31 protein-coding genes and 1 tRNA gene are annotated in these 23,251 nt (G+C 61.8%); 14 read left to right on the top strand and 18 right to left on the bottom strand.

The features are described from left to right. Positions 1-23 precede the first annotated feature (23 nt). Entirely contained in the window at positions 24-692 is a 669-nt protein-coding gene (locus tag NAP1_RS14375) for a flavodoxin reductase (RefSeq protein ID WP_040465102.1), read from the bottom strand. A gap of 493 nt (positions 693-1,185) precedes the next feature. Here NAP1_RS14375 and NAP1_RS14370 point away from each other — a divergent pair, with 493 nt between their 5' ends. After that, on the top strand, positions 1,186-2,385 hold the full coding sequence (locus tag NAP1_RS14370; protein ID WP_007166053.1) for a trans-acting enoyl reductase family protein: 1,200 nt from the start codon (positions 1,186-1,188) through the stop codon (positions 2,383-2,385). Beyond that, complete coding sequence (locus NAP1_RS14365; RefSeq protein ID WP_007166052.1) at positions 2,354-2,698, top strand: hypothetical protein; 345 nt, start codon at positions 2,354-2,356, stop codon at positions 2,696-2,698. Before NAP1_RS14370 ends, NAP1_RS14365 begins: the two co-directional genes overlap by 32 nt. Before the next feature lie 105 nt (positions 2,699-2,803). Here the strand turns inward: NAP1_RS14365 and NAP1_RS14360 are convergent, their stop codons facing one another. Together NAP1_RS14360 and NAP1_RS14355 are read right to left on the bottom strand one after the other, a co-directional pair. Next, entirely contained in the window at positions 2,804-4,987 is a 2,184-nt protein-coding gene (locus tag NAP1_RS14360) for a TonB-dependent receptor (protein ID WP_007166051.1), read from the bottom strand. Between the two features lie 224 nt (positions 4,988-5,211). After that, positions 5,212-5,286: transfer RNA gene (locus NAP1_RS14355), tRNA-Gly, on the bottom strand. A gap of 226 nt (positions 5,287-5,512) precedes the next feature. Here NAP1_RS14355 and trxA point away from each other — a divergent pair. From trxA to NAP1_RS14335, 4 genes are all read left to right on the top strand, one after another. Continuing rightward, the gene (gene trxA / locus NAP1_RS14350; RefSeq protein WP_007166050.1) at positions 5,513-6,445 is read left to right on the top strand and encodes a thioredoxin; all 933 of its coding nucleotides are present in this window, start codon (positions 5,513-5,515) and stop codon (positions 6,443-6,445) included. A 17-nt stretch (positions 6,446-6,462) separates the two neighbouring features. Then, positions 6,463-7,068, top strand: coding sequence for an LON peptidase substrate-binding domain-containing protein (locus tag NAP1_RS14345; protein ID WP_007166049.1), 606 nt, complete (start codon positions 6,463-6,465; stop codon positions 7,066-7,068). 70 nt (positions 7,069-7,138) lie between these two features. Then, entirely contained in the window at positions 7,139-7,783 is a 645-nt protein-coding gene (locus NAP1_RS16105; RefSeq protein ID WP_007166048.1) for a TetR/AcrR family transcriptional regulator, read from the top strand. Beyond that, positions 7,780-8,202, top strand: a complete 423-nt coding sequence (locus tag NAP1_RS14335; protein WP_007166047.1) for an MAPEG family protein — start codon at positions 7,780-7,782, stop codon at positions 8,200-8,202. Before NAP1_RS16105 ends, NAP1_RS14335 begins: the two co-directional genes overlap by 4 nt. Positions 8,203-8,326: 124 nt before the next feature. Here the strand turns inward: NAP1_RS14335 and NAP1_RS14330 are convergent, their stop codons facing one another. The 5 genes from NAP1_RS14330 to argB all read right to left on the bottom strand — a co-directional run bounded on the left by NAP1_RS14330 (position 8,327) and on the right by argB (position 11,956). Continuing rightward, positions 8,327-8,947: a MarC family protein gene (locus NAP1_RS14330; RefSeq protein WP_040465100.1), complete on the bottom strand. Its 621-nt coding sequence runs from the start codon at positions 8,945-8,947 to the stop codon at positions 8,327-8,329. A gap of 59 nt (positions 8,948-9,006) precedes the next feature. Next, positions 9,007-9,768: a hypothetical protein gene (locus NAP1_RS14325; RefSeq protein ID WP_007166045.1), complete on the bottom strand. Its 762-nt coding sequence runs from the start codon at positions 9,766-9,768 to the stop codon at positions 9,007-9,009. Continuing rightward, positions 9,765-10,658, bottom strand: a complete 894-nt coding sequence (gene folD / locus NAP1_RS14320) for a bifunctional methylenetetrahydrofolate dehydrogenase/methenyltetrahydrofolate cyclohydrolase FolD (RefSeq protein ID WP_007166044.1) — start codon at positions 10,656-10,658, stop codon at positions 9,765-9,767. The genes NAP1_RS14325 and folD overlap by 4 nt, the downstream gene beginning before the upstream one ends. Further along, positions 10,655-10,951, bottom strand: a complete 297-nt coding sequence (locus NAP1_RS14315; RefSeq protein ID WP_007166043.1) for a YggT family protein — start codon at positions 10,949-10,951, stop codon at positions 10,655-10,657. Before NAP1_RS14315 ends, folD begins: the two co-directional genes overlap by 4 nt. A 90-nt stretch (positions 10,952-11,041) precedes the next feature. Further along, positions 11,042-11,956 (bottom strand): acetylglutamate kinase, encoded by a 915-nt coding sequence (gene argB, locus NAP1_RS14310; protein ID WP_007166042.1) that lies wholly within the window; start codon positions 11,954-11,956, stop codon positions 11,042-11,044. A gap of 205 nt (positions 11,957-12,161) precedes the next feature. Between argB and NAP1_RS14305 the strand changes: the two genes are divergently transcribed. After that, the gene (locus NAP1_RS14305; protein ID WP_007166041.1) at positions 12,162-12,503 is read left to right on the top strand and encodes a DUF2282 domain-containing protein; all 342 of its coding nucleotides are present in this window, start codon (positions 12,162-12,164) and stop codon (positions 12,501-12,503) included. A 147-nt stretch (positions 12,504-12,650) separates the two neighbouring features. After that, positions 12,651-13,199 carry a thermonuclease family protein gene (locus NAP1_RS14300; RefSeq protein WP_007166040.1) on the top strand — a complete coding sequence of 183 codons (549 nt, stop codon included), beginning with the start codon at positions 12,651-12,653 and terminating at the stop codon, positions 13,197-13,199. A gap of 4 nt (positions 13,200-13,203) precedes the next feature. Here the strand turns inward: NAP1_RS14300 and NAP1_RS14295 are convergent, their stop codons facing one another. Beyond that, entirely contained in the window at positions 13,204-14,127 is a 924-nt protein-coding gene (locus NAP1_RS14295) for a sulfotransferase domain-containing protein (RefSeq protein ID WP_040465096.1), read from the bottom strand. Between the two features lie 115 nt (positions 14,128-14,242). Here NAP1_RS14295 and NAP1_RS14290 point away from each other — a divergent pair, with 115 nt between their 5' ends. After that, on the top strand, positions 14,243-14,899 hold the full coding sequence (locus NAP1_RS14290; protein ID WP_007166038.1) for a hypothetical protein: 657 nt from the start codon (positions 14,243-14,245) through the stop codon (positions 14,897-14,899). A gap of 108 nt (positions 14,900-15,007) precedes the next feature. Here NAP1_RS14290 and NAP1_RS14285 read toward each other — a convergent pair whose 3' ends face one another. Beyond that, complete coding sequence (locus tag NAP1_RS14285) at positions 15,008-15,334, bottom strand: YdcH family protein (protein ID WP_007166037.1); 327 nt, start codon at positions 15,332-15,334, stop codon at positions 15,008-15,010. A 311-nt stretch (positions 15,335-15,645) separates the two neighbouring features. Between NAP1_RS14285 and NAP1_RS14280 the strand changes: the two genes are divergently transcribed. Beyond that, a complete protein-coding gene (locus NAP1_RS14280) occupies positions 15,646-16,143 on the top strand; it encodes a hypothetical protein (RefSeq protein WP_007166036.1) in 498 nt (165 codons plus the stop codon). A gap of 114 nt (positions 16,144-16,257) precedes the next feature. On the opposite strand, the gene NAP1_RS14275 is transcribed toward NAP1_RS14280, so the two are convergent. From NAP1_RS14275 to NAP1_RS14260, 4 genes are all read right to left on the bottom strand, one after another. Beyond that, the gene (locus NAP1_RS14275; protein WP_040464498.1) at positions 16,258-16,542 is read right to left on the bottom strand and encodes a hypothetical protein; all 285 of its coding nucleotides are present in this window, start codon (positions 16,540-16,542) and stop codon (positions 16,258-16,260) included. A gap of 113 nt (positions 16,543-16,655) precedes the next feature. Further along, positions 16,656-16,946, bottom strand: a complete 291-nt coding sequence (locus NAP1_RS14270) for a hypothetical protein (protein WP_007166033.1) — start codon at positions 16,944-16,946, stop codon at positions 16,656-16,658. Positions 16,947-17,029: 83 nt separating this feature from the next. Continuing rightward, on the bottom strand, positions 17,030-17,605 hold the full coding sequence (locus NAP1_RS14265; protein ID WP_007166032.1) for a DUF4440 domain-containing protein: 576 nt from the start codon (positions 17,603-17,605) through the stop codon (positions 17,030-17,032). Between the two features lie 348 nt (positions 17,606-17,953). Further along, positions 17,954-18,211, bottom strand: a complete 258-nt coding sequence (locus NAP1_RS14260; RefSeq protein WP_007166031.1) for a YdcH family protein — start codon at positions 18,209-18,211, stop codon at positions 17,954-17,956. 109 nt (positions 18,212-18,320) lie between these two features. On the opposite strand from NAP1_RS14260, the gene NAP1_RS16100 reads away from it, so the two are divergent. The 3 genes from NAP1_RS16100 to NAP1_RS14245 all read left to right on the top strand — a co-directional run bounded on the left by NAP1_RS16100 (position 18,321) and on the right by NAP1_RS14245 (position 20,704). After that, positions 18,321-18,803, top strand: a complete 483-nt coding sequence (locus tag NAP1_RS16100) for a hypothetical protein (RefSeq protein ID WP_007166030.1) — start codon at positions 18,321-18,323, stop codon at positions 18,801-18,803. After that, positions 18,800-19,288 (top strand): hypothetical protein, encoded by a 489-nt coding sequence (locus NAP1_RS14250; protein WP_007166029.1) that lies wholly within the window; start codon positions 18,800-18,802, stop codon positions 19,286-19,288. Before NAP1_RS16100 ends, NAP1_RS14250 begins: the two co-directional genes overlap by 4 nt. 90 nt (positions 19,289-19,378) lie before the next feature. Further along, complete coding sequence (locus NAP1_RS14245; RefSeq protein ID WP_007166028.1) at positions 19,379-20,704, top strand: hypothetical protein; 1,326 nt, start codon at positions 19,379-19,381, stop codon at positions 20,702-20,704. Between the two features lie 3 nt (positions 20,705-20,707). Here the strand turns inward: NAP1_RS14245 and NAP1_RS14240 are convergent, their stop codons facing one another. Further along, positions 20,708-21,748: a ribonucleotide-diphosphate reductase subunit beta gene (locus NAP1_RS14240; RefSeq protein ID WP_007166027.1), complete on the bottom strand. Its 1,041-nt coding sequence runs from the start codon at positions 21,746-21,748 to the stop codon at positions 20,708-20,710. Between the two features lie 271 nt (positions 21,749-22,019). Between NAP1_RS14240 and NAP1_RS14235 the strand changes: the two genes are divergently transcribed. After that, the gene (locus NAP1_RS14235; protein WP_007166026.1) at positions 22,020-22,241 is read left to right on the top strand and encodes a hypothetical protein; all 222 of its coding nucleotides are present in this window, start codon (positions 22,020-22,022) and stop codon (positions 22,239-22,241) included. 66 nt (positions 22,242-22,307) lie between these two features. On the opposite strand, the gene NAP1_RS14230 is transcribed toward NAP1_RS14235, so the two are convergent. The 3 genes from NAP1_RS14230 to NAP1_RS14220 form a co-directional block, all read right to left on the bottom strand. Next, the gene (locus NAP1_RS14230; protein ID WP_007166025.1) at positions 22,308-22,589 is read right to left on the bottom strand and encodes a hypothetical protein; all 282 of its coding nucleotides are present in this window, start codon (positions 22,587-22,589) and stop codon (positions 22,308-22,310) included. Next, positions 22,586-22,774 carry a hypothetical protein gene (locus tag NAP1_RS14225; protein ID WP_007166024.1) on the bottom strand — a complete coding sequence of 63 codons (189 nt, stop codon included), beginning with the start codon at positions 22,772-22,774 and terminating at the stop codon, positions 22,586-22,588. The genes NAP1_RS14230 and NAP1_RS14225 overlap by 4 nt, the downstream gene beginning before the upstream one ends. Before the next feature lie 62 nt (positions 22,775-22,836). After that, positions 22,837-23,196, bottom strand: a complete 360-nt coding sequence (locus NAP1_RS14220) for a PilZ domain-containing protein (protein ID WP_007166023.1) — start codon at positions 23,194-23,196, stop codon at positions 22,837-22,839. Between the last annotated feature and the right edge of the window lie 55 nt (positions 23,197-23,251).

Genomic DNA, 23,251 nt, shown 5'->3' with positions numbered 1-23,251 from the left:
CGTTTCGCCAAACGGCTCGCGCATCAATGTTCGCGCACCAGCCGGTCTTCGCTCACTCCTCGTGCGGTTAGGAGGGTCTGTACATCTTCCTCCATTGCGGGTGGGCCGCACAGGTAGAAGGTTTCGCTGAAATCGAGGCCGGCCTTGTCGAGGTAGTCTGCATCGACCTTGCCGTGATGCGTGCCCTCGGTGTCTTCTTTGCTGAGCAGAAGATCGAGCGCGAGGCCGGGCATGCGCTCCAGCTCTTCGCGAAGGATGATGTCCTTCTCGCGTGAGTTGGAGAAGATCAGGCGATAGCCATCGAGATCGCCATGGCTCGCCTGGCGTGCGCGCAGGATTGAGAGCATCGGGGTCAGCCCCGCTCCGCCCGCAATGATCGTGCCCGGTCCCTTGTCTTCGATCGCGCCCCACGGGTCTTCGATGATGACGCCGTCGCCTGCCTGCATCATCCCGATCTGCTCGGTCACGCCGTCATGGCTGGGGTAGGACTTGATGGTGAATTGCAGTTGGTCTGCATCGGGAAGCGAGGTGAAGGTAAAGGGGCGTTTCTCCTCGCGCCAGCCATCGCGGTCGAGCGCGAAGTCGGTCGCCTGTCCCGGCGTAAAATCGTAGCCCTGAGGCCGCTCGAAGGTGAGCTCGTGAACATTGTGCGTGATCGGGCGGATCGCTTGCAAAGTGAGGTTGTGGGACATGGTGAGAGGGCTCCTTGAGGGGGGATAGGCTTGCGTAAGTTCAACGCCGCTCGGCGCGGCTGGTTTCATCCTTTCGAACAGGTCCGCGCCTGCGGCGTTCCAAAAAGGGGTGGCTGAGCGCATTGGCCGTCCATTTTCCTACTTGCGCCAAATCTGCTTCAAGCTGGGAGATGCAAACACCCGCGCTCACCCACAAAACCCCTTCCCGCCGCATCCCCGTTGGCGCTGCATCACTAGTGTCGGCAATGAACTCTCACCCTCCCGAAAGGTCACACTTTGCCCCACCCTACAGTGACGCTTTGCTGACTCAGGGTGACACTTCGGGGCCTAGAGTGACGCTTTTTGCACCCAAGGTGACACATCGGCGGTTTTTGCCCCTGGACCGTGTAACATGCGGTCCACTTCTCGCCCCGAACCAGCTGCTCAGCCGCCTGAAATGGCCCTTTGACTCAGCCCCCTTGCACCTCCACATGGGGGCCAAAGGAGAGTGAACATGGCTGACAGCAAAGACACTAACAAAGAGACCCGCGAATTCGACATCATCGTCTATGGCGCAACCGGTTACACCGGCCGCCTCGTCGCGGAGTACCTCAACTCGCATTACGGCAACTCTGACAACGCGCCCAAATGGGCGATGGCGGGCCGCAATCAGGCCAAGCTCGAAGACGTGCGCACTCTGATCGGCGCGCCAGACGATACCCCGCTGGTCGTGGCCGACGCTGACAGCCGCGAGGCGATGGAAGCCATGGCGAAGCGCACGAAGGTCGTGCTCACCACCGTTGGCCCGTACCAACTCTATGGCGATGAACTTGTCGCCGCCTGCGCGCGAGTCGGAACCGACTATGCCGATCTGTGCGGAGAACCTGCCTGGATGGCCGACAAGATCAAGGAACTGCACGATGTCGCCAAGGAAAGCGGGGCGCGCATCACCTTCTCCAGCGGGTTCGATTCGATCCCGTTCGACCTTGGCGTGATGATGACGCAAAAGGCCGCGCACGATCGCTGGGGCGCGCCTTCAAGCCGCATCAAGGGCCGTGTTCGCGCGATGGCCGGAACCTTCTCCGGCGGCACGGCAGCAAGCCTTGGCGCAACGATGAAGGCGGCTGCCAAGAACCCCTCGATCTTCAAGACGCTCGCCAACCCGTTTGCGCTCACCGGCGACTTCGAAGGACCAAGCCAGCCTTCGGGCATGGTGCCAACCTATGAGAGCGGGCTCGGCAAATGGGCCGCGCCCTTCGTGATGGCGCCGATCAACACCAAGAATGTGCACCGCACCAACTACCTCCTCGGCCACCCTTATGGCGAGGACTTCAAGTATGACGAGATGATGCTCACCAGCCCCGGCGATGCAGGCAAGCAGATGGCCGAAGCCGCGGTGCAGATGATGAAGAACCCGTTCGGAGCAAAGCCGCCCAAGCCCGGCGAAGGGCCGACCGCAGAAGAGCGCGAGAAAGGCTTCTACGACGTCGTCTTCGTCGCCGAAGGTCCGAACGATGAAACGCTGAACTTCGGTGTGAAGGGCAAGTACGATCCGGGCTATGGCTCGACCAGCCGGATGCTCGCCGAGACCGGCATTGCGCTGTTGTCGTGCGACGCAGAGGGCGGGGTCGGCACACCGGGCGCGTTCCTGGGCGAGGCACTGGTCGACCGGCTTCAGGAACATGCCGAGATCAGCTTCACGCTGGAAAGCTGAGGGGCAGGCGGGAACCGGCAAAAAGGAGGCGCGTTGGAAAAGCGAGATCGAGATTGAAGGAGCAAAGCCCTTGTCGGTCCCCGAACTCCAAGTCCTCCTCTTCGCGCTTACCGGCGGCTGGATGCTCAGCGCCGTCTGGATGATGAGCCACGCGCGCGACGTCGTGCTCGTGCTCAGTCAGTTCCTGCCGCTCGATCCGGGCGAAGGCCGGGTCGTCACAACGCCCAAGGGCGTCTGCACCGCGCTCACCATCTTCGGCTTCAGCGTGGTCGCCGAAGGCTGGGTGCTCGTGCGCTCGGGCGTGCAATTCTAGCCAGCCCCAACGAACCGGCTCCAACGAACGGGCGGGCCGACCGGTCATCCCGGCGGCCCGCTCGCATTAGCGTTTTCCTACACGGCTGTGTGCCGCTACGCCTGATTAGAAGCTGAGACGTACGCTTGCGCGGATGTTGCGTCCCGGGAGCGGCACAAAGTCCTTGGTGAAGCTTGTGTGGCGGCGACCGGTGACGTCGAACAGGTTCTCACCAGCCAACTGGACGACGACGTTCTGGTTCGTCTCGATCGGGCGCCATGAGAGGTAGAAATTGACGAAGGTGAAGTCGTCGGTCTCGGTCTCGAACTCGGCGGTGTCGTTCTGCTCACCGAAGTGCTGCACCTCGGCGCGCGCTTCGAACGGGCCGGTTTCGCCAGTGACCGCAGCAAGCAGACTGAGCGGCGGGATGCGCGGGACGTTGCCGCCATTGTTCGAAAGCTCGGCGTCGACATAGGATGCACGAAGGTCGGTCGAGATCGTGAAATCGTCACGCTCGATGATCGGCATCGCGATGTCGGCTTCGAAACCGAAGAAGCGTGCGTCTTCCTGAAGGAAGACGAAGACCGGAAGCTCGTCCTCTTCCTCACCGGTGGGCGAAAGGAAGATGAAGTCGTCGAACTGCTGGTAGTAGATTGAGCCTCCGAACGAGATGTCGCCGACATCGCCGCGCACGAAGGTCTCGATGCCCCACGCGCTCTCTACGTCGAGGTCGGGGTTGCCGATCTCGAAAGTCTGGGTCGCGATGTGCGGGCCATCGGCGAAGAGCTCTTCGCCAGCCGGCGCGCGCTCGGACCGCGAAAGGGTAAGGCCAGCGCGCACGCCGCCTTCGCTTTCGACGATGGCCGACAGGGCGCCAGAGAACAGGTCGAAGTCGCGCTCAAGGCCGAGCGGAGCGGATTGGACGTCGACCATCTCGTAGCGGCCAGCCGCTTCAAGCTGAACGCCGCCAAGGTCGAACTCCTGTGCGGTGAAGATCGAGAACTGGTCGGTCTCATTCGGAGCGACAAAGGCTTCCTCGCCTACCGCAGAGAAGTCGCGGTTGAGGAACTGGACGCCGATCACGCCGCCGGTCGACTGGATCAGCTCGGCGCGCGCTTCGAATGTCTCGGTGTCGAACACGGTGCCGACTTCGGTGCCTTCGAACTCGGTGTGGGTGTAGTCGGAATAGCCGGCGCGGATCTTGAGGCGCTCGATAAAGCCTTCGCCAAGCGCGACGTCGCCGCTGAAGTCGAAGCGCCACTGTTCAAGGCCGATTGAGACGGTCTCTTCGCCTTCATCCTCGCCCTCTTCCTCTTCGCCTTCCTCGCCGTGGTGATGGCCGCCTTCAGGGTTGCCGATGAGGCCGTAGGTCGTGTCGTAGTAGCCGACCGCAGCGCCAAAGGTGGACTCGCCAAGGATCACCCCAAAGCCACCGTTGAAGGTGTAGGCTTCGGTCTGGCTGTTGGGGAGGAAGTCCTGCTGGTTGGCAGCTTCGCGGAGCTCGTCGGCTTCCTCGAACTCGCCTTCCGCTTCCTCTTCAGCTGCATCGGCGAGCAGGTCGGCGCGCAGATCGTCGGTCAGCTGGAAGCCGGGGATCTCGAGATTGTCGGTCTCGCGGAACGAGCCGTCGAGGTGGAGGACGAACATGTCATTGAGGCCAACGTCGATCGACGCACCGCCACTGCGAAGGTTGCTCGCGGTGTCGAAGGCGGTGAGCGCATCGAGGTGGATGGTGTGGTCGGGAACGACCGTCGGCATACGGCGGTCGATGACGTTAACGACGCCGCCGATCGCCTGGCTTCCGTAAAGGAGCGCTGCCGGGCCGCGAAGGACCTCAATGCGCTCGACCGTCAGCGGGTCGATTGTGGTTGCGTGATCGGCAGAGGTGTTGCCAACGTCAGCGGTGCCGAGGCCGTCGATGAGGACGCGCACGCGTTCACCATCGAGGCCGCGCAGGATCGGACGCGATGCGCCGGGGGCAAAGCTGGTTGCGGAAACGCCGGGTACCTTGGCGAGCACTTCGCCGATCTGACCGTTGAAGTTGCGCTGGATCTGTTCGACTTCGAGGACGTCCTGCCCGGCGATGAAGTCGAGCTCCTGCAGGCCTTCGGCCGCCACGATGATGTTGCCGCGATAATGCACGTCGTCCTGTGCCTCCGCGCGCCGAGCGGACGAGGTCTCGCCAGTATCCTGCTGCGCGCTTTGGTTCGCTTCGGGTGTCTCGTCCGCTTCATTCGCCCAAGCCGGTGCAGCGACAACGGCAAAGGAGAGCGCGGTGGCGACGGCGATTCGAGAGGTAATCGGTTTCACGGCGATCCAGTCTTCTTGTCTTTGATGAATGAGATAACGTTACAATGTAACAACGTATCACGCCCTAGCGGGGCCAGTCTCAAGATCAAGGAGAAATGCGGCACAAGCCGACAAACCGCCGAAATTGGCCGACCTCCGGCGCGATACACGGTAAAGAGGCCACGCAATCTGTCGGACGCATGAACTGCGCCGATCGCGACCGATCGAACTTGGCTGAAAGAAAATGGAGCGGGCGAGGCGATTCGAACGCCCGACCCCAACCTTGGCAAGGTTGTGCTCTACCCCTGAGCTACGCCCGCTCACTGACGCCACACAGAGAGACGAATTCGCCACTTCTCTGTCGGGGAGGCGGCGCGATTAGCAGCGCCTATCGGAGCCTGCAAGCGGAAAATTGCATCGAATCTGCAATATTGCGCCAACGCCACCTAGCCAGCGCACATTGCAAGGTTCACAAGGCCGCAAAACGCCCCACATAAGGGCCGGTTATTCACCAATCACGAATTCAGGAGCATTCCCTTGGCGAGCATGGGTCTCAATATCGAAGAGCAAAAGGCAGTCGAACGCTTTCGCAACGAGGTCGTCGAGCCTTCAAAGACGAAGCTGGTGATCGTCGACTTCTGGGCCGAATGGTGCGGACCGTGCAAGGCGCTTGCCCCGGTGATCGAGAAGGTCGCTGCCGAATACGCCGACAAGGGTGTCGTGCTAGCCAAGATCAACGTCGATGAAGACAAATTTGTCGCCAGCCAGTTCCAAGTCCAGTCGATCCCGACCGTCTACGCTCTGTTTCAGGGTCAGCCGGTTGCCGACCTTACCAGCGCGCGGACCGAGTCGCAGCTGAAGCAGGCGCTCGATCAGCTTCTCGCGCAGCTTCCAATCGAAGCCGGCGCTGGCGGTGCGGATGGTGCACCGCAGGGGCCTTCGGCTGAGGAGCTGGAACAGTTCGTCAAGATGGGCGAGGATGCACTTGGAGAAGGTGATGCACAGCGCGCCGCCAGCATCTTTGCCCAGGTCACTGAGTTCGCAAGTGATAACGCGCCCGCTCATGCCGGCCTCGTCCGCTCGCTCGTCGCGCTGGGTCAGGTCGAGGAAGCCAAGCAGGTCATGACCGCGATCGAGGCTGATCCAAAGCTTGCCAGCGATCCGTCGATCGCGGCTGCGAAGAGCGCGCTGGAACTTGCTGGTACGCAGGTCGATGACGGCGAACTCGCAAGCCTGCGCGATACTGCCAAGGCCTCGCCGGACAATATGGAAGCGCAGATGGCCTATGCCGAAGCAGCCTTCGCGGGCGGTCAGCGCGACGAGGCGGCGGACACGCTGCTCGCCATGATCGAGGCCGACCGCGAATGGAACGACGGCGCTGCGCGCGCCAAGCTGCTGCAGATTTTCGAGGCCACCGGACTGGAAGACGAATGGGTCGTCGCCACCCGTCGCCGTCTGTCGAAAATCCTGTTCGGATAAGCGTGTTGGCTAAACCTTTGCGCCTTTCGATCTTTCCTCTGCCCGGTGCGATACTGTTTCCGGGCCTGCAATTGCCGCTGCACATCTTTGAGCCGCGTTACCGTGCACTTGTCGGCGATGCTCTCGTGCGCGACCGCCGGATCGCGATGATCCAACCCCAACGCCCGGTCGAAGGATCGCCGCTCTATACCGTTGGATGCGTGGGCCGGATCGGCGAGATTGAGGCGATGGATGACGGGCGCTACAACCTCATCCTAGAAGGCATGTCGCGCTTCCGCCTGCTGCGTGAGCTCGACGTCGCCACCGCCTTCAGGCAGGTCGAAGGTGAGCTCATCGAGGATGACGAGGACGAAGTGCTCAGCCACGCTCAGCGCGGCGGGTTCGAACGCGAAGCGCGCGAATTTGCCGACGCGCAGGGCTATAGCGTTGATTGGGACTCGGTCGAGAAGCTTGACGACCAGTCGCTGATCAACGGCGTCTCGCAGATCGCGCCTTTCGATCCTGCTTCCAAACAGGCGCTGCTGGAAGCGAACAGCCTGACGGACCGCTGCGAATTGCTGATGCAGCTGATGCAGTTTTACGGTCGCAGCGACGGGTCGGAAGAGATCACAACGCTGCAATAGCGATCCACTGCGACAAATCGTCGCATGAGAGCGCTTTGAGCCAGGCCCAGAAGTAACTAAACGGTTACTTATGAACATCGGTGCCAACCTCACCAAAGGCGAACGCACGCGCGCCCACATAGTGGCGACGGCGGCACGCCTGTTCTGGCAGCACAGCTTTCATGGCGTGTCCGTCGACCTCGTCGCGGAGGCGGCGGAGGTCAACAAGGCAACTGTCTATCGCTACTTCGCCGACAAGCGCGATCTGGCGCTCGCAGTTGTGCAGCATAACGGCGCCACCACCATCGAAACGATCTTCTCGGCAACCTTTGATCATTATTCCCAGCCCGAGGACAGGCTCGCGGCAATCTATGGGCAAATCTACGCGATTCACGTCGCGTTGCATCAGGAAACGGGCGACGTGTATGGCTGCCCCATCGTCGGTCTCGCTCTGGAGCTAGGGCGCGACATGCCCGAGATCCGCGCCGAGGCGCAGGCAGTCTTCGATATCGTCGAAGAGCATTTCACCATCATCGCCGCTGACGCGATAGCGGCGCGGGCAACCAAGGGCGTCTCCAGCTCCCTGGGGCGAACATTGACGCAGCTACTCCACGGCGCGTTCGCCTCTGCCCGCGTCGCAACCGAGCCTTCGCGCGTGCTTGACGCAGGCCGTGCCTCGCTCGCGCTGATTGGCTTTGCCGACACTCCCATCCCCCAACAGGAGCCGCCCACATGAACCTGCCCCTCTACACTGCCGCGCTCGGCGCATTCGTGATCGTCTTGCAAGTCGCACTGATGCTGAGTGTCGGCATGCATCGAACCAAGGGCCAGTTCATCGGCATCGGCGATGACCGCGATCTTGAGCGCAAAGTGCGGCGACACGGCAACTTGGCGGAGAACTCCGGCCTGTTCCTGGTCGTGATCGCGCTGTTCGAGATGCTGGTCGGGCAGACGACCTATGTGCTTGTCCTGTGCATCGCCTTCGCGGTGGCGCGGGCGTTCCATGCGCTCGGCTTCAGCTCGATGGCAGGGTCGCATGGCGAAGACCTCACAGGTGCTCGCAGGGCGTTTGCAGGCATGCGCGCGCTCGGCGCCTTCGGGACAATTGGCGTAGCGCTCGGTTCTGCATGGGGGATCACCAGCGCTTTGATCTAGTCGGCGAGGCGAGCCCTGTCAGAAGCGAGTAACATTAGGATTGCAAACGATTTTCTGGTTGTGCAGGTTGGAGCCATGCCGCTTCCGTCCTGGGTGAATTATTGACGCAACCGCGACAGAGGTGTCAGCTCGCGAAGCTGCCCCTCAAACCATCGATCACATATTGCGCAGCGAGAGCCGAGAGCAGCACGCCAAGCAGGCGCGTGATGACGGCCTCGACCTTGTCGCCGAGCAGGCGGATCAACGGCCCGGCTGCGACTAGTGACACTGCAGTAATGATCAGCACCAGGCCCAATGCAGCGAACACTTCGATCGTTTCGGTCGGCGTCTCGGCTTCGTTCATCAGCAGCATGATCGCAGCGATTGCGCCCGGCCCTGCCAGCATTGGCATCGCCATCGGAAAGACCGAGACGTCCTCCACCTCGCTTGCGCTGACCTTGTCGGCGCGTTCCTCGCGGCGCTGGGTGCGCTTCTCGAACACCATTTCGAAAGCGATGAAGAACAGCATCAATCCGCCGGCAATGCGGAAACTGTCCAGCTCAATATGAAGCGCGCCGAGCAGGTCCTCGCCGAAAAAGGCGAAGATCAGCAAGATAATCGCTGCGATCCCTGTCGCGCGCAGGGCCATGTTACGCGCCTGTGCGTTGGTCGCGTTTTTGGTCAGCCCGGCATAGATCGGTGCGCAACCCGGCGGGTCGATCACGACGAACAGGGTGATGAAGGCAGAGATGAAGAGTTCAGGCAGCATGGCGGCTCGTGCAAAATCGCGTCAAAGCCCGCCCTGAACACCCTTCGCACCGAAGATCAAGAGGAGGATTCGAAGGATTCCTCGATCGCGGTCACCCACGCGCCGTTGTAGAAATACTCGGCGACGACATATTTGTCGTTCGCGCCGCGATGCTCCCAGCGCCAGCGCAAGGTGCCATCTCGAGAGGTTTTGACGTTCTCGCCGCCCAAAGCGACCGGCGAATCTTCGGGAGCAGGTGGCAGGACGATACGCTCGCTCGGACATGTCGCGACGAGGCCCTGAACGGAATCGATGGCGGTCACGACGATGTCGCCGTCCTCGAACTCCGTGCGAGGCGGCGGTTGCGGATTGTCGCGACCAGCCACGTCATAGGTCCACTTGTAGGTGAGATCGCTCTGCCGCGACCATGCTGTGACGTAATTGCCAACGAAGCCATCAGGGTCCTTGAAGCGCCCCTGCGTCAGCGCGACTGAGCCATCGCAGCTCATGAGCACGGTGCGCGGTCCCCATTCGGTCGCGGTCGCGGGATCTTCCAGCGCAGGAACAAGGGTGGCGAAGGGCACACCGCCATTGCGGGTATGGAAGATTGCACCGGCCGCCGCGAATTCAGAGCCTGCGGTAAATTGTCCCTGCTCCTGCGCAGCGCGCGCATAGGCGATTTCGGTCGAGACAAGTGTGCTCGGCTGCGCTTCACCCGGAGCGCCCGTCAACGCGCGAGCGATGATCGCGTTGGAAGGACCACGAGGGCGAGGGCTCCCGCAGGCTGCAAGCATGGCGCCAAGCGTGACGAGCGTGATCGCGGCAGTGGTCTTCTTCATAGTCCCTCCGGCACCTCGAGGCCTGCATTGCGATAAGCGGCGACCGCGGTGTTTCTCAGAAGCACGGCAATCGTCATCGGCCCCACGCCTCCGGGAACCGGCGTGATGGCCGAGGCGACTTCAGACGCTTCGTCGTAAGCGACATCGCCGACCAGCTTGCCCTTTTCCTTGCCCGGTTCGGGCGGCAGGCGGTTGATGCCCACGTCGATCACGGTCGCGCCATCTTTCAGCCAGTCCTTGGTTATCATCTGCGGACGACCGACTGCCGCAACGACGATGTCCGCGCGCTTAACGACGCTGGCGAGATCCTTCGTACGGCTATGCGCGATGGTGACGGTGGCGTTGGCGTCGAGCAGCAGCTGCGCCATCGGCTTGCCGACAATGTTGGAGCGACCGATCACGACCGCCTCGAGACCCGACAGATCGCCGAGCCGGTCCGTCAGCAGCATCATGCAGCCAAGCGGCGTGCACGGCACGAAGCCGGATTGCCCGACGCTCAGGCGTCCGGCGTTGATCACATGGAAGCCGTCGACGTCCTTGTCCGGACTGATCTCGGCGATGATCGATTGCTCGTCGAGGTGATCGGGTAGCGGTAGCTGGACGAGGATGCCGTCGACGCGGTCATCATTGTTCAGATCGTCCACCAGCTTCATGAGCTGCTCTTCGCTGGCATCGGCAGGAAGCCGATATTCAAAGCTCAGCATGTTGGCGGCAACGGTCGCCTTGCCCTTTGAGCCGACATAGACCTGGCTCGCCGGATCGTCGCCAACCAGCACCACCGCGAGGCCTGGCTTGCGCCCTGCGGCCTCGGCGAATTCGAGAGCGCGTTCGCCTACACGCTCGCGCAGGCGCGCGGCGAAGGCTTTGCCGTCAATACGGGTCGCGGTCATACGGTGCTGGCGATAATCGAACGCAGAACAATCAGCACGATCTGAGCCCCGACAATCACGACCAGCGGCGACAGGTCGAGCGCGCCGGTCTGGGGCATGATGTTGCGGATCGGGCGAAGCACGGGATCGAGCAGGCGATTGATCGATTCGTAGACCTGCCGCAGGAAATCGTTGCCCTGGTTCACCACATTGAACGCGAAGAGCAGCCCGATCACGAACTGGACGATGATGAGCATCACGAAGACCTGCACCAGCAGCTCGATGATCTCGTAAAGTGCGAATAGTCCTTGCATGCTTTTCGTGCCGTACCTTTGCTTTAAGTGCCTTGTTTAGCGTGTTAGCCGACTAACACGCCCATTTCCAGTGTCGCTCGTCGATTGGCCTTATTGGTCCGCCTTGACCAGTGTGCCCGCGCCGCGTGCAGTGAAGAATTCGAGCAGCATCGCGTGCGGCACGCGCCCGTCGAGAACGACCGCAGCCTCGCAGCCCGATTCCACCGCCGAAACGCAGGTCTCCAGCTTGGGAACCATGCCGCCCTTGATGACGCCTTCATCCTTGAGCTTGGCGATATCGGCAGGCGTAAGATCCGAGATTAGCTGTCCCTCGACATCCAGCACCCCTGCCACATCGGTCAGCAGGAACAGCCGCGCAGCGCCGAGCGCCGCAGCGATTGCACCAGCCATCGTGTCGGCGTTGATGTTGTAGGTCGCCCCATCTTCGCCGCCTGCTATCGGAGCGATGACCGGGATCATTCCCGCAGCGACCGCGGTGTCGATCACCGAGGTATCGACGTGAGCAGGTTCTCCCACGAAACCCAGGTCCACCGCCTTCTCGATCAGGCTTTCGGGATCGCGCGCGGTGCGCGACACCTTGCGCGCGGTGACCAGCCCGCCATCCTTGCCCGACAGCCCCAACGCCTTGCCACCGGCATTGCTGAGCCAACCGACCAGTTCCTTGTTGATCGCGCCCGACAGAACCATTTCTGCAACCTTGGCGGTGGCTTCGTCGGTGACACGCAGGCCATCGATGAAGGTGCTTTCAACACCGAGGCGCGCCAACATCTCGCCAATCTGAGGTCCGCCGCCATGGACGACCACCGGATTGATGCCGACCGCCTTCAGCAGCACGATGTCCTCTGCAAAGTCGCGCGCGGCCTTGGGCTCGCCCATGGCATGACCGCCATACTTCACCACGAAGGTGCGTCCGGCATAGCGCTGAAAGTAAGGCAGCGCCTCGATCAGCACTTCGGCCTTGGACAGGCCCTTTGCCTGGTCTTGCAGCGGGGTATCAGCAGTCATGGGGCAAGTTGGCCTTCATCGCGCGAATGTACGTCCCGGGCCGCTTAGCGGCTTCATGCGGCCTAGGGAAGCAGGGGCACCGCTCACCGCTGTTTTGCGCATTTTGCACTTGGCACTGTAACCAAACCCTGTTTCTCTTCGAATCGGTTGGGAACGGCGCTGAACCTTGGTGCCGCTTGGGATTAACAGGACTGGAGGAACAACCATGAACACTCGTTTTACCGGATCGATCGCCATAGCTGCCGCAGCAGGCCTTGCCGCTGCGTGTTCGGGCGGAGCAGAAGCGCCGACCGAAGCAGCCGCTGAAGGCGAAGTCACTGAAGTCGCGGCCGCAGATGATGGCGCAAAGGAAAAGTGCTTCGGCATCTCGCCCGCAGGCCAGAATGACTGCGCCGCAGGGCCCGGCACCAGCTGCGCAGGCACCAGCGTGATCGACTACCAGGGCAACGCCTGGACCTATGTCGACGAAGGCACCTGCGTGACGATCGAACGTCCCGACGGCTCCTACGGCTCGCTCGAAGAGACCGAGAATCTCGCCGACGCATAAGTGGTCGAAGTGGCGTGCCGATGAGGCACACAAAAGCCGCGACACTGACGAAGGGCCGCCCGGAGAGATCCGGGTGGCCCTTTGTCGTTTGTGACCACTATGCGCTGGCGGTGGAGCGCGGTGTTGCTCCCTGCTAGCTATCCATTCATGGCTCGCACACGTTTCCGCCGCCCGAAAAGGCGCTCCGCTTCGCGCGGAAGATTGCTCGACTGGTGGCTCCTCTGGCGCGTGCCGCTGCTCGCGCTGATCGTGATGGCAGTCTGGTGGTTCGCCTTCAGGCCGCTTCTTCACGAGCGCGGATGGGTCAAGGTGGACGAGCGTTTCGTGATCTGCGGCGCAGGCGAGAGCGCGCCGGGCTGTGTGGTCGATGGCGACACGGTCGTCATTGGTTTCGGCGCCGAGCGACGCCGCATTCGCCTTACCGGCTTCGATGCGCCCGAACTCGACGGCGCGTGCGCCAGCGAGAGCCAGCTTGCGCTCACCGCACGCGACCGCCTTCTCGATTGGCTCGAGCAAGGCACTTTCGAATGGAACGGCGATGTGAGCCCGCCGCGCGATCAATATGGCCGCGAGCTTCGCTCAGCGCGCCGGGTCCTGCCCGATGGCTCGCGCGAATATCTTGCACAGACGATGATCTCGGGCGGCCTTGCCAGCGAAAGCGGATGGGGCAGCGTGCCGCAGGACTGGTGCGCGTAGGGCGCTAGCTGCTGCCCTGCGCCGCATTGACTTCGTTCGCTAGCGAGGCGAAGTCGGCGTGGCCCGTGACCGGGGCGATCCGCTCGGCCCACATCGCGTCGATTGCATCCGAGATGCTGGCTGGCAGCGCGTCGAGCGTGCTGCCGCTCTTTTGCACCTTGGTCGAATCGCTCGCCGCTTCGACGCCGCAGCGCTCTTCGAGCACCGCGCACACCATCGCATCGTCGAACACGTGCTCGTGCTCGCTCATGAATTCGCGGGTCGTGCGATCGAGCACCAGAGCCTCGATTTCAGGCGTCAATTCGATATCGCACAGCTGCGCCATCTGGCGGATTGCCTGTGCCCGGTTCTTCACCGTCCAGCGATAGGTCATCACCAGGCTATCGGGCTCGTGCAGGCGCGCATACCAGCTATTGAGATGCGTGGCATAGTCGCAGCCCCCCGGCCCACCGCCTTGCCAGAAGGGCAGGAAGTCCTCCATCCGCACAGCGTCGCGTTCCAAGTGCCAACCATTGAGGAAACGGTAGAACGAGACGAAGGTCTCCTTCGGGTCGCGCAGCGTTACGACGTAGCGCATTCCGGCAGGCAGGCGCTCATATTCGCGGTGCGACTTGAAGCCTCTTGGCGAGGCGACCTGCGGCGCCGTCATGTCGAAGTCGAGCATGTAGGCGGTGTCGTCCCACGGCACGACGCGGCTGATATCGTCGAAATCCATGTCGCCGCCCGCCGCGCCCGTCCGCAGCTGGTGGAACATCTGCTGCGTCATCGTGGTGCCGCTTTTCGCCCAGCTGGTGATGAATACATCGCCGTCCTGAGGCTCGTATGGCTTATGGTTGGGACGCTCGCCAGACATCGCGCGGCCCATCATCGCGCCGTATTCCTCAAGGCTGGTCGCGCGCCCCGGCAGATCGCTTGCTTGTGTCGTCATCGCCATTTCCCCCACTGGCCCGTGCGCCCCACATCCCTTGCCTAGCGCATCGAAGCGGCGGCGCAAGTCGCGCAAAGGTCGAGACATCTGGCCCGCAGCCCGCTACTCCGCTGATATGACAGCCAGCACGATCCGCTTCGCCCCCGCCATATCACTTGCTCTGCTGTGCGCATGCGCCGAGCCCGAGCAGCCGGAAGCCCCTTCGCCGCAAGACGCATTTTTCGACGCGCTCGCCAGCCATTGCGGCAAGGCCTTCGAAGGGCGCCTCGTGAGCGAGGATGCCGCCGATGAAGCCTTCAAGGACGCCGCAATGGTGATGCATGTGAGCGAGTGCAGCGAAGATCGCCTAGCTGTCCCCTTCCATGTCGAGCTTGACGGCGAATGGGACCGCTCGCGCACCTGGCTTATCACTCGGACGGGCGATGAAGGCGCTGTCGGATTGCGGCTCAAGCACGATCACCGCCACGCAGACGGTGAGCCTGACGCGGTCACTATGTATGGCGGCGACACCGCTGACGAGGGATCGGCCGGCTCACAGGACTTCCCCGTGGACGATGAAAGCATTGCCTTGTTCGAGCGCGAAGGGCTCGGTGCATCGGTCACGAACGTATGGACTGTCGAGGTCGATCCTGCTGGCGCTGAAGACGCTCGCTTCGCCTATCAACTTGAGCGCACTGTCGAAGGCGGCGCACTGGAGCCGCGCTTCTTCCGGGTCGAATTCGACCTCACAAGCGAAGTGGAAGCCCCGCCGCCCGCGTGGGGCGACGAATAGCGTCTTCAACAACAGGCGAGAGTGACGCCTCGCCTCTGACGCCACTCTCATACATTGCATCGCGCGGCGCTGCCCTCTCCCGCAGCGCCGGATCCCAGCGCGTTGCATTCAGGCCGTGATGGGGTCTCCATTGCGGCCGAACAGACGAGCCGCCGCAGGCGTCGGCGTCGCTTGTGTCTCGACCAGTTTGCTCTCGGCATCCTCGATCAGGGCCGCGATCTCGTCGAGCAGCATCAGCCGCTGTTTCTTAAGCCGCGTGAGATAGGCGTCGGACGAGCATTCGATCTCCACCTCGATGCGGTGGATCGAGCGATTGAGCGCGTGATAGCGCCCGGCAAGGTTGCAGAAGTGATTGTCGGTGAGCTTGAGCCGGGTGAGCATCGCCGCGTCATGCGGGAACTCCTCGTGCAACTCGTGCGGCGTGTGTGCGGACATTCATCTCTCCTCGTGCGGCTTACAGGGCAGAGCTTAAAGAGGGTTTGGGCAAGGGTCTTTGATGTGCGTCAAAGGGTGCCGCGAGGGGCGCGATTTACATTGCGGACGGCCGGGCGTAGTCTCGCGGCCCTGGGTCGTCGGCGATGGGACGAACGCATCTGCGTGTCGCCGGGCAATAGGGGATCGCTGGCATGCCGCATCTGAGCGGATGGCCTGCCGAAACGTTGTCGTCACCCTGTCCCGATCAAAGTGGTCGCGCTTTTGCCTGTCGTGGCAGCACGGTTGGCGTCACGTTGATTAGGGGGAATACAATGAAGACACTTGCACGCAGTTTCGCAGCGCTCGCCGCGCTCACCATCGCCACCGGCGCACTTGCCGAGGCGCATGAGGATGCGAGCGAAATGCCGCCTGTCATCCATTTCGAAATGGAAGGCACGATCTCCGACACCATGCTCGTAGGAGGCGTGGGCGGCGAGGTCTTCGCAGCATCCTGGACCGAGACTCTGACCTTCTCCGCTGGCGACAACACCAGTGCAGTGACCGCCAAGTGCGCAGGCATGGACATGCCCGATGGCAACATGTTCGACCGCCATTTCACCTGCACACTCGAAGACACGAACGGCCAGTCGGGCGCGGTCCTCTATGGCTGCGCGATCGCCAACGAGGCAGGTAACGAGATGCGCTGCTATGGCCACTTCGAAGGCATGGAAGGCGAGGTGAAGGATCACGCGGCGCTTCACACGGCCTATTACACCTTCATGCCCGACGGCACTGGCAAGGTCGTCGGCTCGGGCCAGTGGTACAAGTGATCGCCACCAGCTGAGCGGCCGCAAGGCCGCTCTAACAGCAGAGCCGCGCCTTCGTTTCGGGACGAAGGCGCGGCTTCTTGCTTGAGCGTATGCTCGGTATCTATCGAGCGGTGCTTAGCCCGGTTCGATGTCGTTGGTCGGCTCTGCGCCCGAGGGGGCTTCGGGTTCGGTCATGTCGGGTTCGCCATAAACGTCTTCGCCCGGTACGGCTGTCACTTGCTCCGCGCCGCCATCGGGATTGGCGACGCCCACACCCGGAGCGGTCGCGTCAACCACGGTGCTTTCCTCGATCGGGGCTTCGGCGACTTCGTCCGGCTCGGTCGTGCAGGCGGCCAGCGTGAAGCTGGTGGCGCAGGCGGCGGTCATCAGGGTCATGATGGGCTTGAAGGTGTTACGCATGGATCAGGTCCTTGAGTTCATCTGTGTGTTCGTGTTCATGTTTGACTGACCTATGCGCAAGGGCCCGCATGTGTTCCATTTTCGTTGAACACACGCGGGCCAAGAGCGCGGGCTTACTCGCTCGGAGGCTCGGTGCCGGGCTCGCCATATTCGGCGTTTTCCTCGTCGCCAAGGTCAGCTGTGTTGCCGGTGTCGCCCTCGGCATCCGCGCCTTCCACGCCGGGGACCGCTTCGACGATCTCGCCATCACTGATCGCTTCGGGCTCTTCGGCAATCGGGGTTTCAGGCAGGTCATCGCCGCCCGCATTGGCGCTCTCGCTTTCGGCGGTGCAGGCCGCGAGGGTAAGGGCTGCGCCGGCGGCAGCGGCAAAGCCGAAGGGGATTTCGGTGAAGAGGGTGCGCATGGGGGGTCTCCTGAGGTGTTCTCCAATGTGTGCCCCCAAGCAACGCAGCAATGCGGCGCTCGGTTCCGAGAGCCCCCACGCCGCTAGCCTCCGCTTGTCGAAGGCTGAGGCGGGTATGCGGGCGCCGCGCCGTGATCGACGCTGATGCTTTCGGCGAGGCGGAAGCGGCCTTCCTCGCTCATCCAGCGCCACACATGGATGTAGCGCGCCCCGCCCACCTGCACCCAGGTTGGCCCGCCCGGATCGTTCGCATCGTAGGTTCCCGCTGGCCGCATCCGGCGTTCATGGAAGGTGTGCCAGCCCCGCTCAAGCACGCCCCAATCGCCCAGCGGCGTTACCTGCCGCGTGCCTGGGACGAGCAGGCGGCGGTTGAGGTAGCCCTCTTGCGGCCCGCCTTCCTCGCGGTCGTTGCAGCTTTGGGCGATCTGGCCCGCAAACGCGTCTCCGCCTTCGACCACCAGACCGCCCAGATCATGGATCATGCGGAAGTCATCGGTGACATAGCGGCGCACTTTCTCCCCGTCGCATCCCTCGAACGCCGCCCAGAACAGCGCGCCGTCCTGCGCAGCGATGGTCTCGCGCGCGGTGTCGAGCGGCGGGATGGGAGCGGGCGCAGGCGCAGCGCTTTGCGCTATAAGCAGGGCAAGGGCGGTGATCATGGATAGTGTCTCCCAAGGTGTATTACCTTAGTCATACACGCCGCCCGATTCGGTGCAAGCCGAAGAGGCTTCGCAAAGCCCTCCCGGTTCGAGAAGTGGACCGCATGTTACACGGTCCAGGGCCAAAAACCCCAAAGTGTCACTGTCGAGGCCCAAAGTGTCACTCTGGCCGCCAAAGTGTCACCCTGCGCGCTCAAAACGTCACTTTGCGAGGGACACAGCGTCACCTTTGGCGCGGCGCTCTCTTGCGTCGCAGCGCAGGGTTGGCAGGGCGGCAGGCAGGCACAGATCATGCGCCCGCAATACCACCGCGCCCCGCCTGTAGGAAAACGCCGCGAGCGCCCCCCTTTACGAAGCCGCCGTCCGTTCGCGCGATACGATGGCGGTGATCTCGTCGAGCAGCTTGAGCCGCTGTTTCTTGAGGCCTTCGGTGCGCTCGTCGCTGGCCGCCTCGGTTTCCGCCTCGATCCGGTGCACCTCGCGGTTCACCTCGTGATATTCATCCGCGAGCCGCGCGTAATGCGCATCCTCGCCTTTCAGCCGGGTCAGGATTTCGCGGTCGCGCTTGAAGATTTCGGTCAGCTCGTTGGGCGTGTGCTGCGACATATTGGTGGTTCTCCCATCTGGTGTGTGAGCAAGCTCTAGGCGCGCGCCGCAGCGCGGTAATTGACCTGCATCAATTCGCGTCCCTGCCATCGCGGTGTAGGTTTGCCCCATGCCCGACCTGCGATCCCAGCCCGCCCCCCGCACCGCGCCGAACCGCGCGATTGCGGCGGGCACGGCTTATTGGGCGGTGGTCTTTGCCATCGGCTTCATGCTCGGCACCGTGCGCACCTTGTGGCTCGCGCCGCGCGTGGGAGAGGAGATGGCTGTCCTGATCGAGATGCCGATCATCATCGCCGCCTGCATGATCGCCGCATGGTGGCTGACGGCGCGCTTCGCGATTGTGAGCGTGCGAGCGGCGCTGGCGATGGGCGCGCTTGCCTTTGCGCTGTTGATGATGGCCGAGCTTGCCCTTGCGGTGGGCGTCTTTGGCGAGACCCCGCGCGGTTGGCTTGCCGGTTTGTTTGAGCCACCGGGAGTGTGGGGCTTGCTGGGCCAGATCGGTTTTGCGCTGTTCCCGGCTGGCGTAGTGCTGGCGCGACGGCCAGATGAGCGGATGCGAAAGCCGGCGTCAGAGGCTAAAAGAAACGCATGAGCACAGTGACCGCCTGCGACGTGCCCGAAGGCAGCCTGCTCGCCCAGTTCGGCGGACCTGAGGATTATCGTGACTGTTTCTGGCGCGACGTAGCGGGCGAAGTGACGCTCGCGCAATTTATCGAGCGGTTCTACTCCAGCACGGCCTTCCTGCCCGAACGCCTGATCCTCAAAGCCCTGCGCACCCCCGCATCAAGCGCCGACATCCGCGCACTGGCCAAAGGCGAGACGGACAGGTTCGGCGCCTGGAGGCTGGTGGAGCGGCGGGAAGCGCGCTCAAGCAGCGGAGCGGTGGGGCGAGAAAACGCGCAGGTGCTGCTGGAGAGCAAGGACACGAACACGGCGAGCTGGTTCTGCGTGGAGCCGAGGGAAGGCGGGACGCGCCTCTATTTCGGGTCGTGGGTCGGAGGGATCGACCAATCCGGCTGGCGCGCGATGTTGGCGGCGCATGTGTGGTATTCGCGGGTGTTGTTGGGTGGGGTTTGAGCTTGACCGTGCTGAAGCGCGGTATCTTTACTATTGAAAATCCAACAAGAATAATGGAACTCTTCCGAAATCCAGGGGGGAGTATACGAAATGAGTGAGCTACCAACTTGTGTCGAAAGTGGTGAGCGCGCGCGTTTGTTTCCGATATTGGCGGAACGCTCCATAGAAGGGCGGACGCTTTCGATCTTCCTAGCGACACTTATCTCGGTGCGGCCATTTGCGGAACGTTTACTTGAGCAAATGGGCCGGAAAATTGGTCCTTTGGCTAAGCTTCACGCATGGACCGAAGTTCGATTTGCACATCTTGATGATGATGGGCACGACCGACCCGACGGGCTTCTCATTGTCGATACCGGCCGGGCCAAATGGACGGCACTTGTCGAAGCCAAGGTGCGAAAGAGCGACATTCAGGCCGAACAGTTGGCCCGGTATCTGAAGATCGCAAAAGCGAACAAGTTGGATGCTGTGATAACGTTATCCAATCAGTTTTCGCTTGCCCCTCATCATCATCCACTATCCGTATCTAAGCCTAAGCATGTTGAGCTCTTTCATTTATCTTGGATGAGGGTTCTTACCGAAGCGTATCTGCTACTAAATGAGGGAATTGATGACGGGGATCAGGAGTACATCCTGAACGAGTTCAAACGTTTTATCTCGCACCCAAGCGCTGGTGTAGAGAGTTTCACCCAAATGCCGCCTGTTTGGGGTGATGTCACCGACACCGTGCAGACTGGCGGCTCGATACTCATAAAACCGGGCAAGGAAGTGGTCCAAGCTTGGCATCAGGAATGCCAAGATTTGAGCCTCATTTTCTCTCGTCAGATCGATGCGGGTGTCACACAAAAGTTGACGCGAGCGCAAAGGGCGGACCCATCGGTTCGTATCGATCAGGATTTTGAAGAGTTGCGCAGCGCTCAGAAGCTGAGCGTCGAGTTGGAAGTCCCCGATGCTGCCGATACCGTGAAGGTCTGTGCCGACTTCACGCGCAGGACGGTGTCAGTCTGGATGTATGTAAACGCGCCGGGCGACAAGAAACGCAACTCCGCGCGACTAAACTGGTTATTACGGCAACTCCCGCACGAGGATGAGGATGGCATCCACATCAGGGCACAATGGCCCGGCACGTCACCATGGACCCAGATTTCACTGAGCGACGCTCGCTCAAACGGTGATGACCTATTTGCAGAGAAGGGAGATATGACGCTTCTCGGCTTTGAAGTCGTGAGCGTTGTCGATCTAGGCCACCGCTTCGGTCAGCGGCAGACCTTCATCAAAGAGCTTGAAGATGCGGTCCCTGACTTTTGGGAGCGCGCTGGCCAGAACCTGCGAGCTTGGGTGAAGCCGGCTCCGAAAGTTAAGCAAGAACGTTCAGAGCCGGAAACAGTCAGCCCGACGGCGATCTCAGATTCTGACTAGTCGTTACTCCGCCGCTTCGAACATATCCGGGCCGTCCTCGCCCTCGGCGTCTTCGTTGACGGCCTTGGCTTTCTGGCGGTTGTCGAAGCTTGACCACACGTCGTTCCAGTTGCCCTTGGTCGCGCCTTTTGAATATTCGGTTGCGCGGGCTTCGAAGAAGTTGGCGTGCTCGACACCGTTCAGCAGCGGGCTGAGCCATGGCAGCGGGTGTTCATCGATCATGTAGATCGGCTGAAGGTTCAACTGGCCCAGTCGCCAGTCAGCGATGTAGCGGATATATTTCTTGATGTCCTTGGCCGTCATCCCTTCGACCGGGCCCATTTCAAAGGCGAGGTCGATAAACGCGTCTTCGAGGCGGACGGTCTTCTGACAGATGTCGATGATGTCTTCCTTCACCGCCTTGGTCAGGCAGTCGCGCTCTTCGCAGAAGGTGTGGAACATCTTGATGATGCCTTCGCAGTGCAACGTTTCATCGCGCACCGACCAGCTGACGATCTGGCCCATGCCCTTCATCTTGTTGAAGCGCGGGAAGTTCATCAGCATCGCGAAGGATGCAAACAGCTGCAGCCCCTCGGTAAAGCCGCCGAACATGGCGAGCGTGCGGGCGATGTCCTCGTCGGTGTCGACGCTGAACTGGTGCATGTAATTGTGCTTGTCGGCCATCTCCTCATAATCGAGGAAGGCGGAATATTCGCTCTCGGGCATGCCGATCGTGTCGAGCAGGTGGCTGTATGCCGCGATGTGCACCGTCTCCATATTGGAGAAGGCGGCAAGCATCATCTTGATCTCGGTCGGCTTGAACACGCGGCCATATTTGTCGTGGTAGCAATCCTGCACCTCGACATCGGCCTGCGTGAAGAAGCGGAAGATCTGGGTGAGCAGGTTGCGCTCATGCTCGGTCAGGTTCTGCGCCCAGTCGCGGCAATCTTCGCCCAGAGGCACTTCCTCGGGCATCCAGTGGATCTGCTGCTGACGTTTCCAGAACTCATACGCCCAGGGGTATTCGAACGGCTTGTAGGTGTTCCGGGCTTCGAGCAACGACATCTTGTGTATCCCTGTGTTTAAGGTGAACGACTCATATAGGGAATCAAACTGCGTTTTCGAAGGCAAGCAGGGATGATTCGGCGGGGATAAACCGTGCAAAATCTGAGTCGGACGGAGTGCGGCGTGTGGCTCCGAGGCGCGACTTGTGCGCGGTGCATCAACTTAACTTGCATAGCATACAAGCGCCGGGAAAATCGCGGTGTTTTTCGGAACGAAGGGGCGGGGGCGTTCATAGCTGTGGTGAACCCGTAAGAAATGAAAGGATCCCCCCATGGCTAACAACAGCCCCGTGACCGGCCCCTTCCCCGATGGAGACAGCCGCAACATCACCCTCACCAAGTCGGACCACCCGTTCGAGCCCGAACGCTCGGGCCCCGCAGAGCCGCGCTACCGCGAAGACGGCGCGCCGCAATCGGTCATGGGCAACCTCCCCTATGGCGAGAACGACAACGACACGGTCGCTCAGCGCCGCACGAAGGAGCGCCGGCGCTAAACCTCTCGCGATACGGATTTGAAAGGCCGCCCTTGCCGCGAACGGCGACGGGCGGCTTTTTCGTGCCTAGCCCCTGGCCTTCTTCGATCCGAAGGCGCTTCCCCCGCCCAGCACCGTGATGCCGAGGAAGAAGCCGAAATCGTACCACGCGCCCGAATTGGGCACGGCGTAGACCGCGATGTCGGGTGAGAAGAGCGAGCCGAGCCAGGCCCACGGGAAGATGAAGCCGTGCCAGATGCCCCAGAACACGCCGGGTGCTTCAGGGTCCGAGCTGACGCCCGCATCAATCTGGCTCGCGCAGGCCGATAGCAGCAGCGCAAGAGCGATTGTGGCGATGACCCGCATCATGCGCTCATCACCTGGAAAATCACGATCAGCCAGAGCACCGGAATGAACAAGGTCGCCATCGCGATATGCAACCGCCCGGCGTTGGCGAGGTGTCCCTCACCCCGGCGGATGTGACGTATTCCGTTGGCCACAAATGCGAGCGCTACCAGCGTGCCCCCAATTCCGACCCATATTTGCAGAGGCATGCTCTTCTCCCTTCAAGCGGGAGCAAGATTGCCACAATTTGAAGGAGTGCGCGAGAGGCGTCTCAGCAGAAACGCTGCGGCTTGGCGTCCTGCATCGGTGTGAAAGTGGCACCGGCGTTGGATTGGGAAGGGTCCGGCACATGGCTACCCATGAAGCTGTCGACCTGCGCCTGCGATAAAGGTCGCTCGAAGGTCAGACCGACCTCGTCCTTGTCGATCCATTTGACGATGGCGCGATGAGGACCGGTTCCAGCGACCACGATCTGCAAGGGAGAGCCGAGGGTGAAGGCGCGCTGCCCCATCTCGAAGCGGCATCCGCCAACCGACACATCGCGCAAGACAACGTCCTGCGGTTCCCCGTTGCCAGCGAGATAGCGGCCCGGAACATTGCTCTGCTTGCGCTTGGTCTGCCTCGTCTTCATGGCGCTCAGAATAGAGGATTACACTTAAAACCAAGTAAAACGCTCGTTCCCCGTG

The sequence above is a fragment of the Erythrobacter sp. NAP1 genome, assembly GCF_000152865.1.
Taxonomy (GTDB): domain Bacteria; phylum Pseudomonadota; class Alphaproteobacteria; order Sphingomonadales; family Sphingomonadaceae; genus Erythrobacter.
The sequence above is the reverse complement of the archived record's forward strand: the minus strand, read 5'-3'. Positions and strand labels throughout refer to the sequence as shown.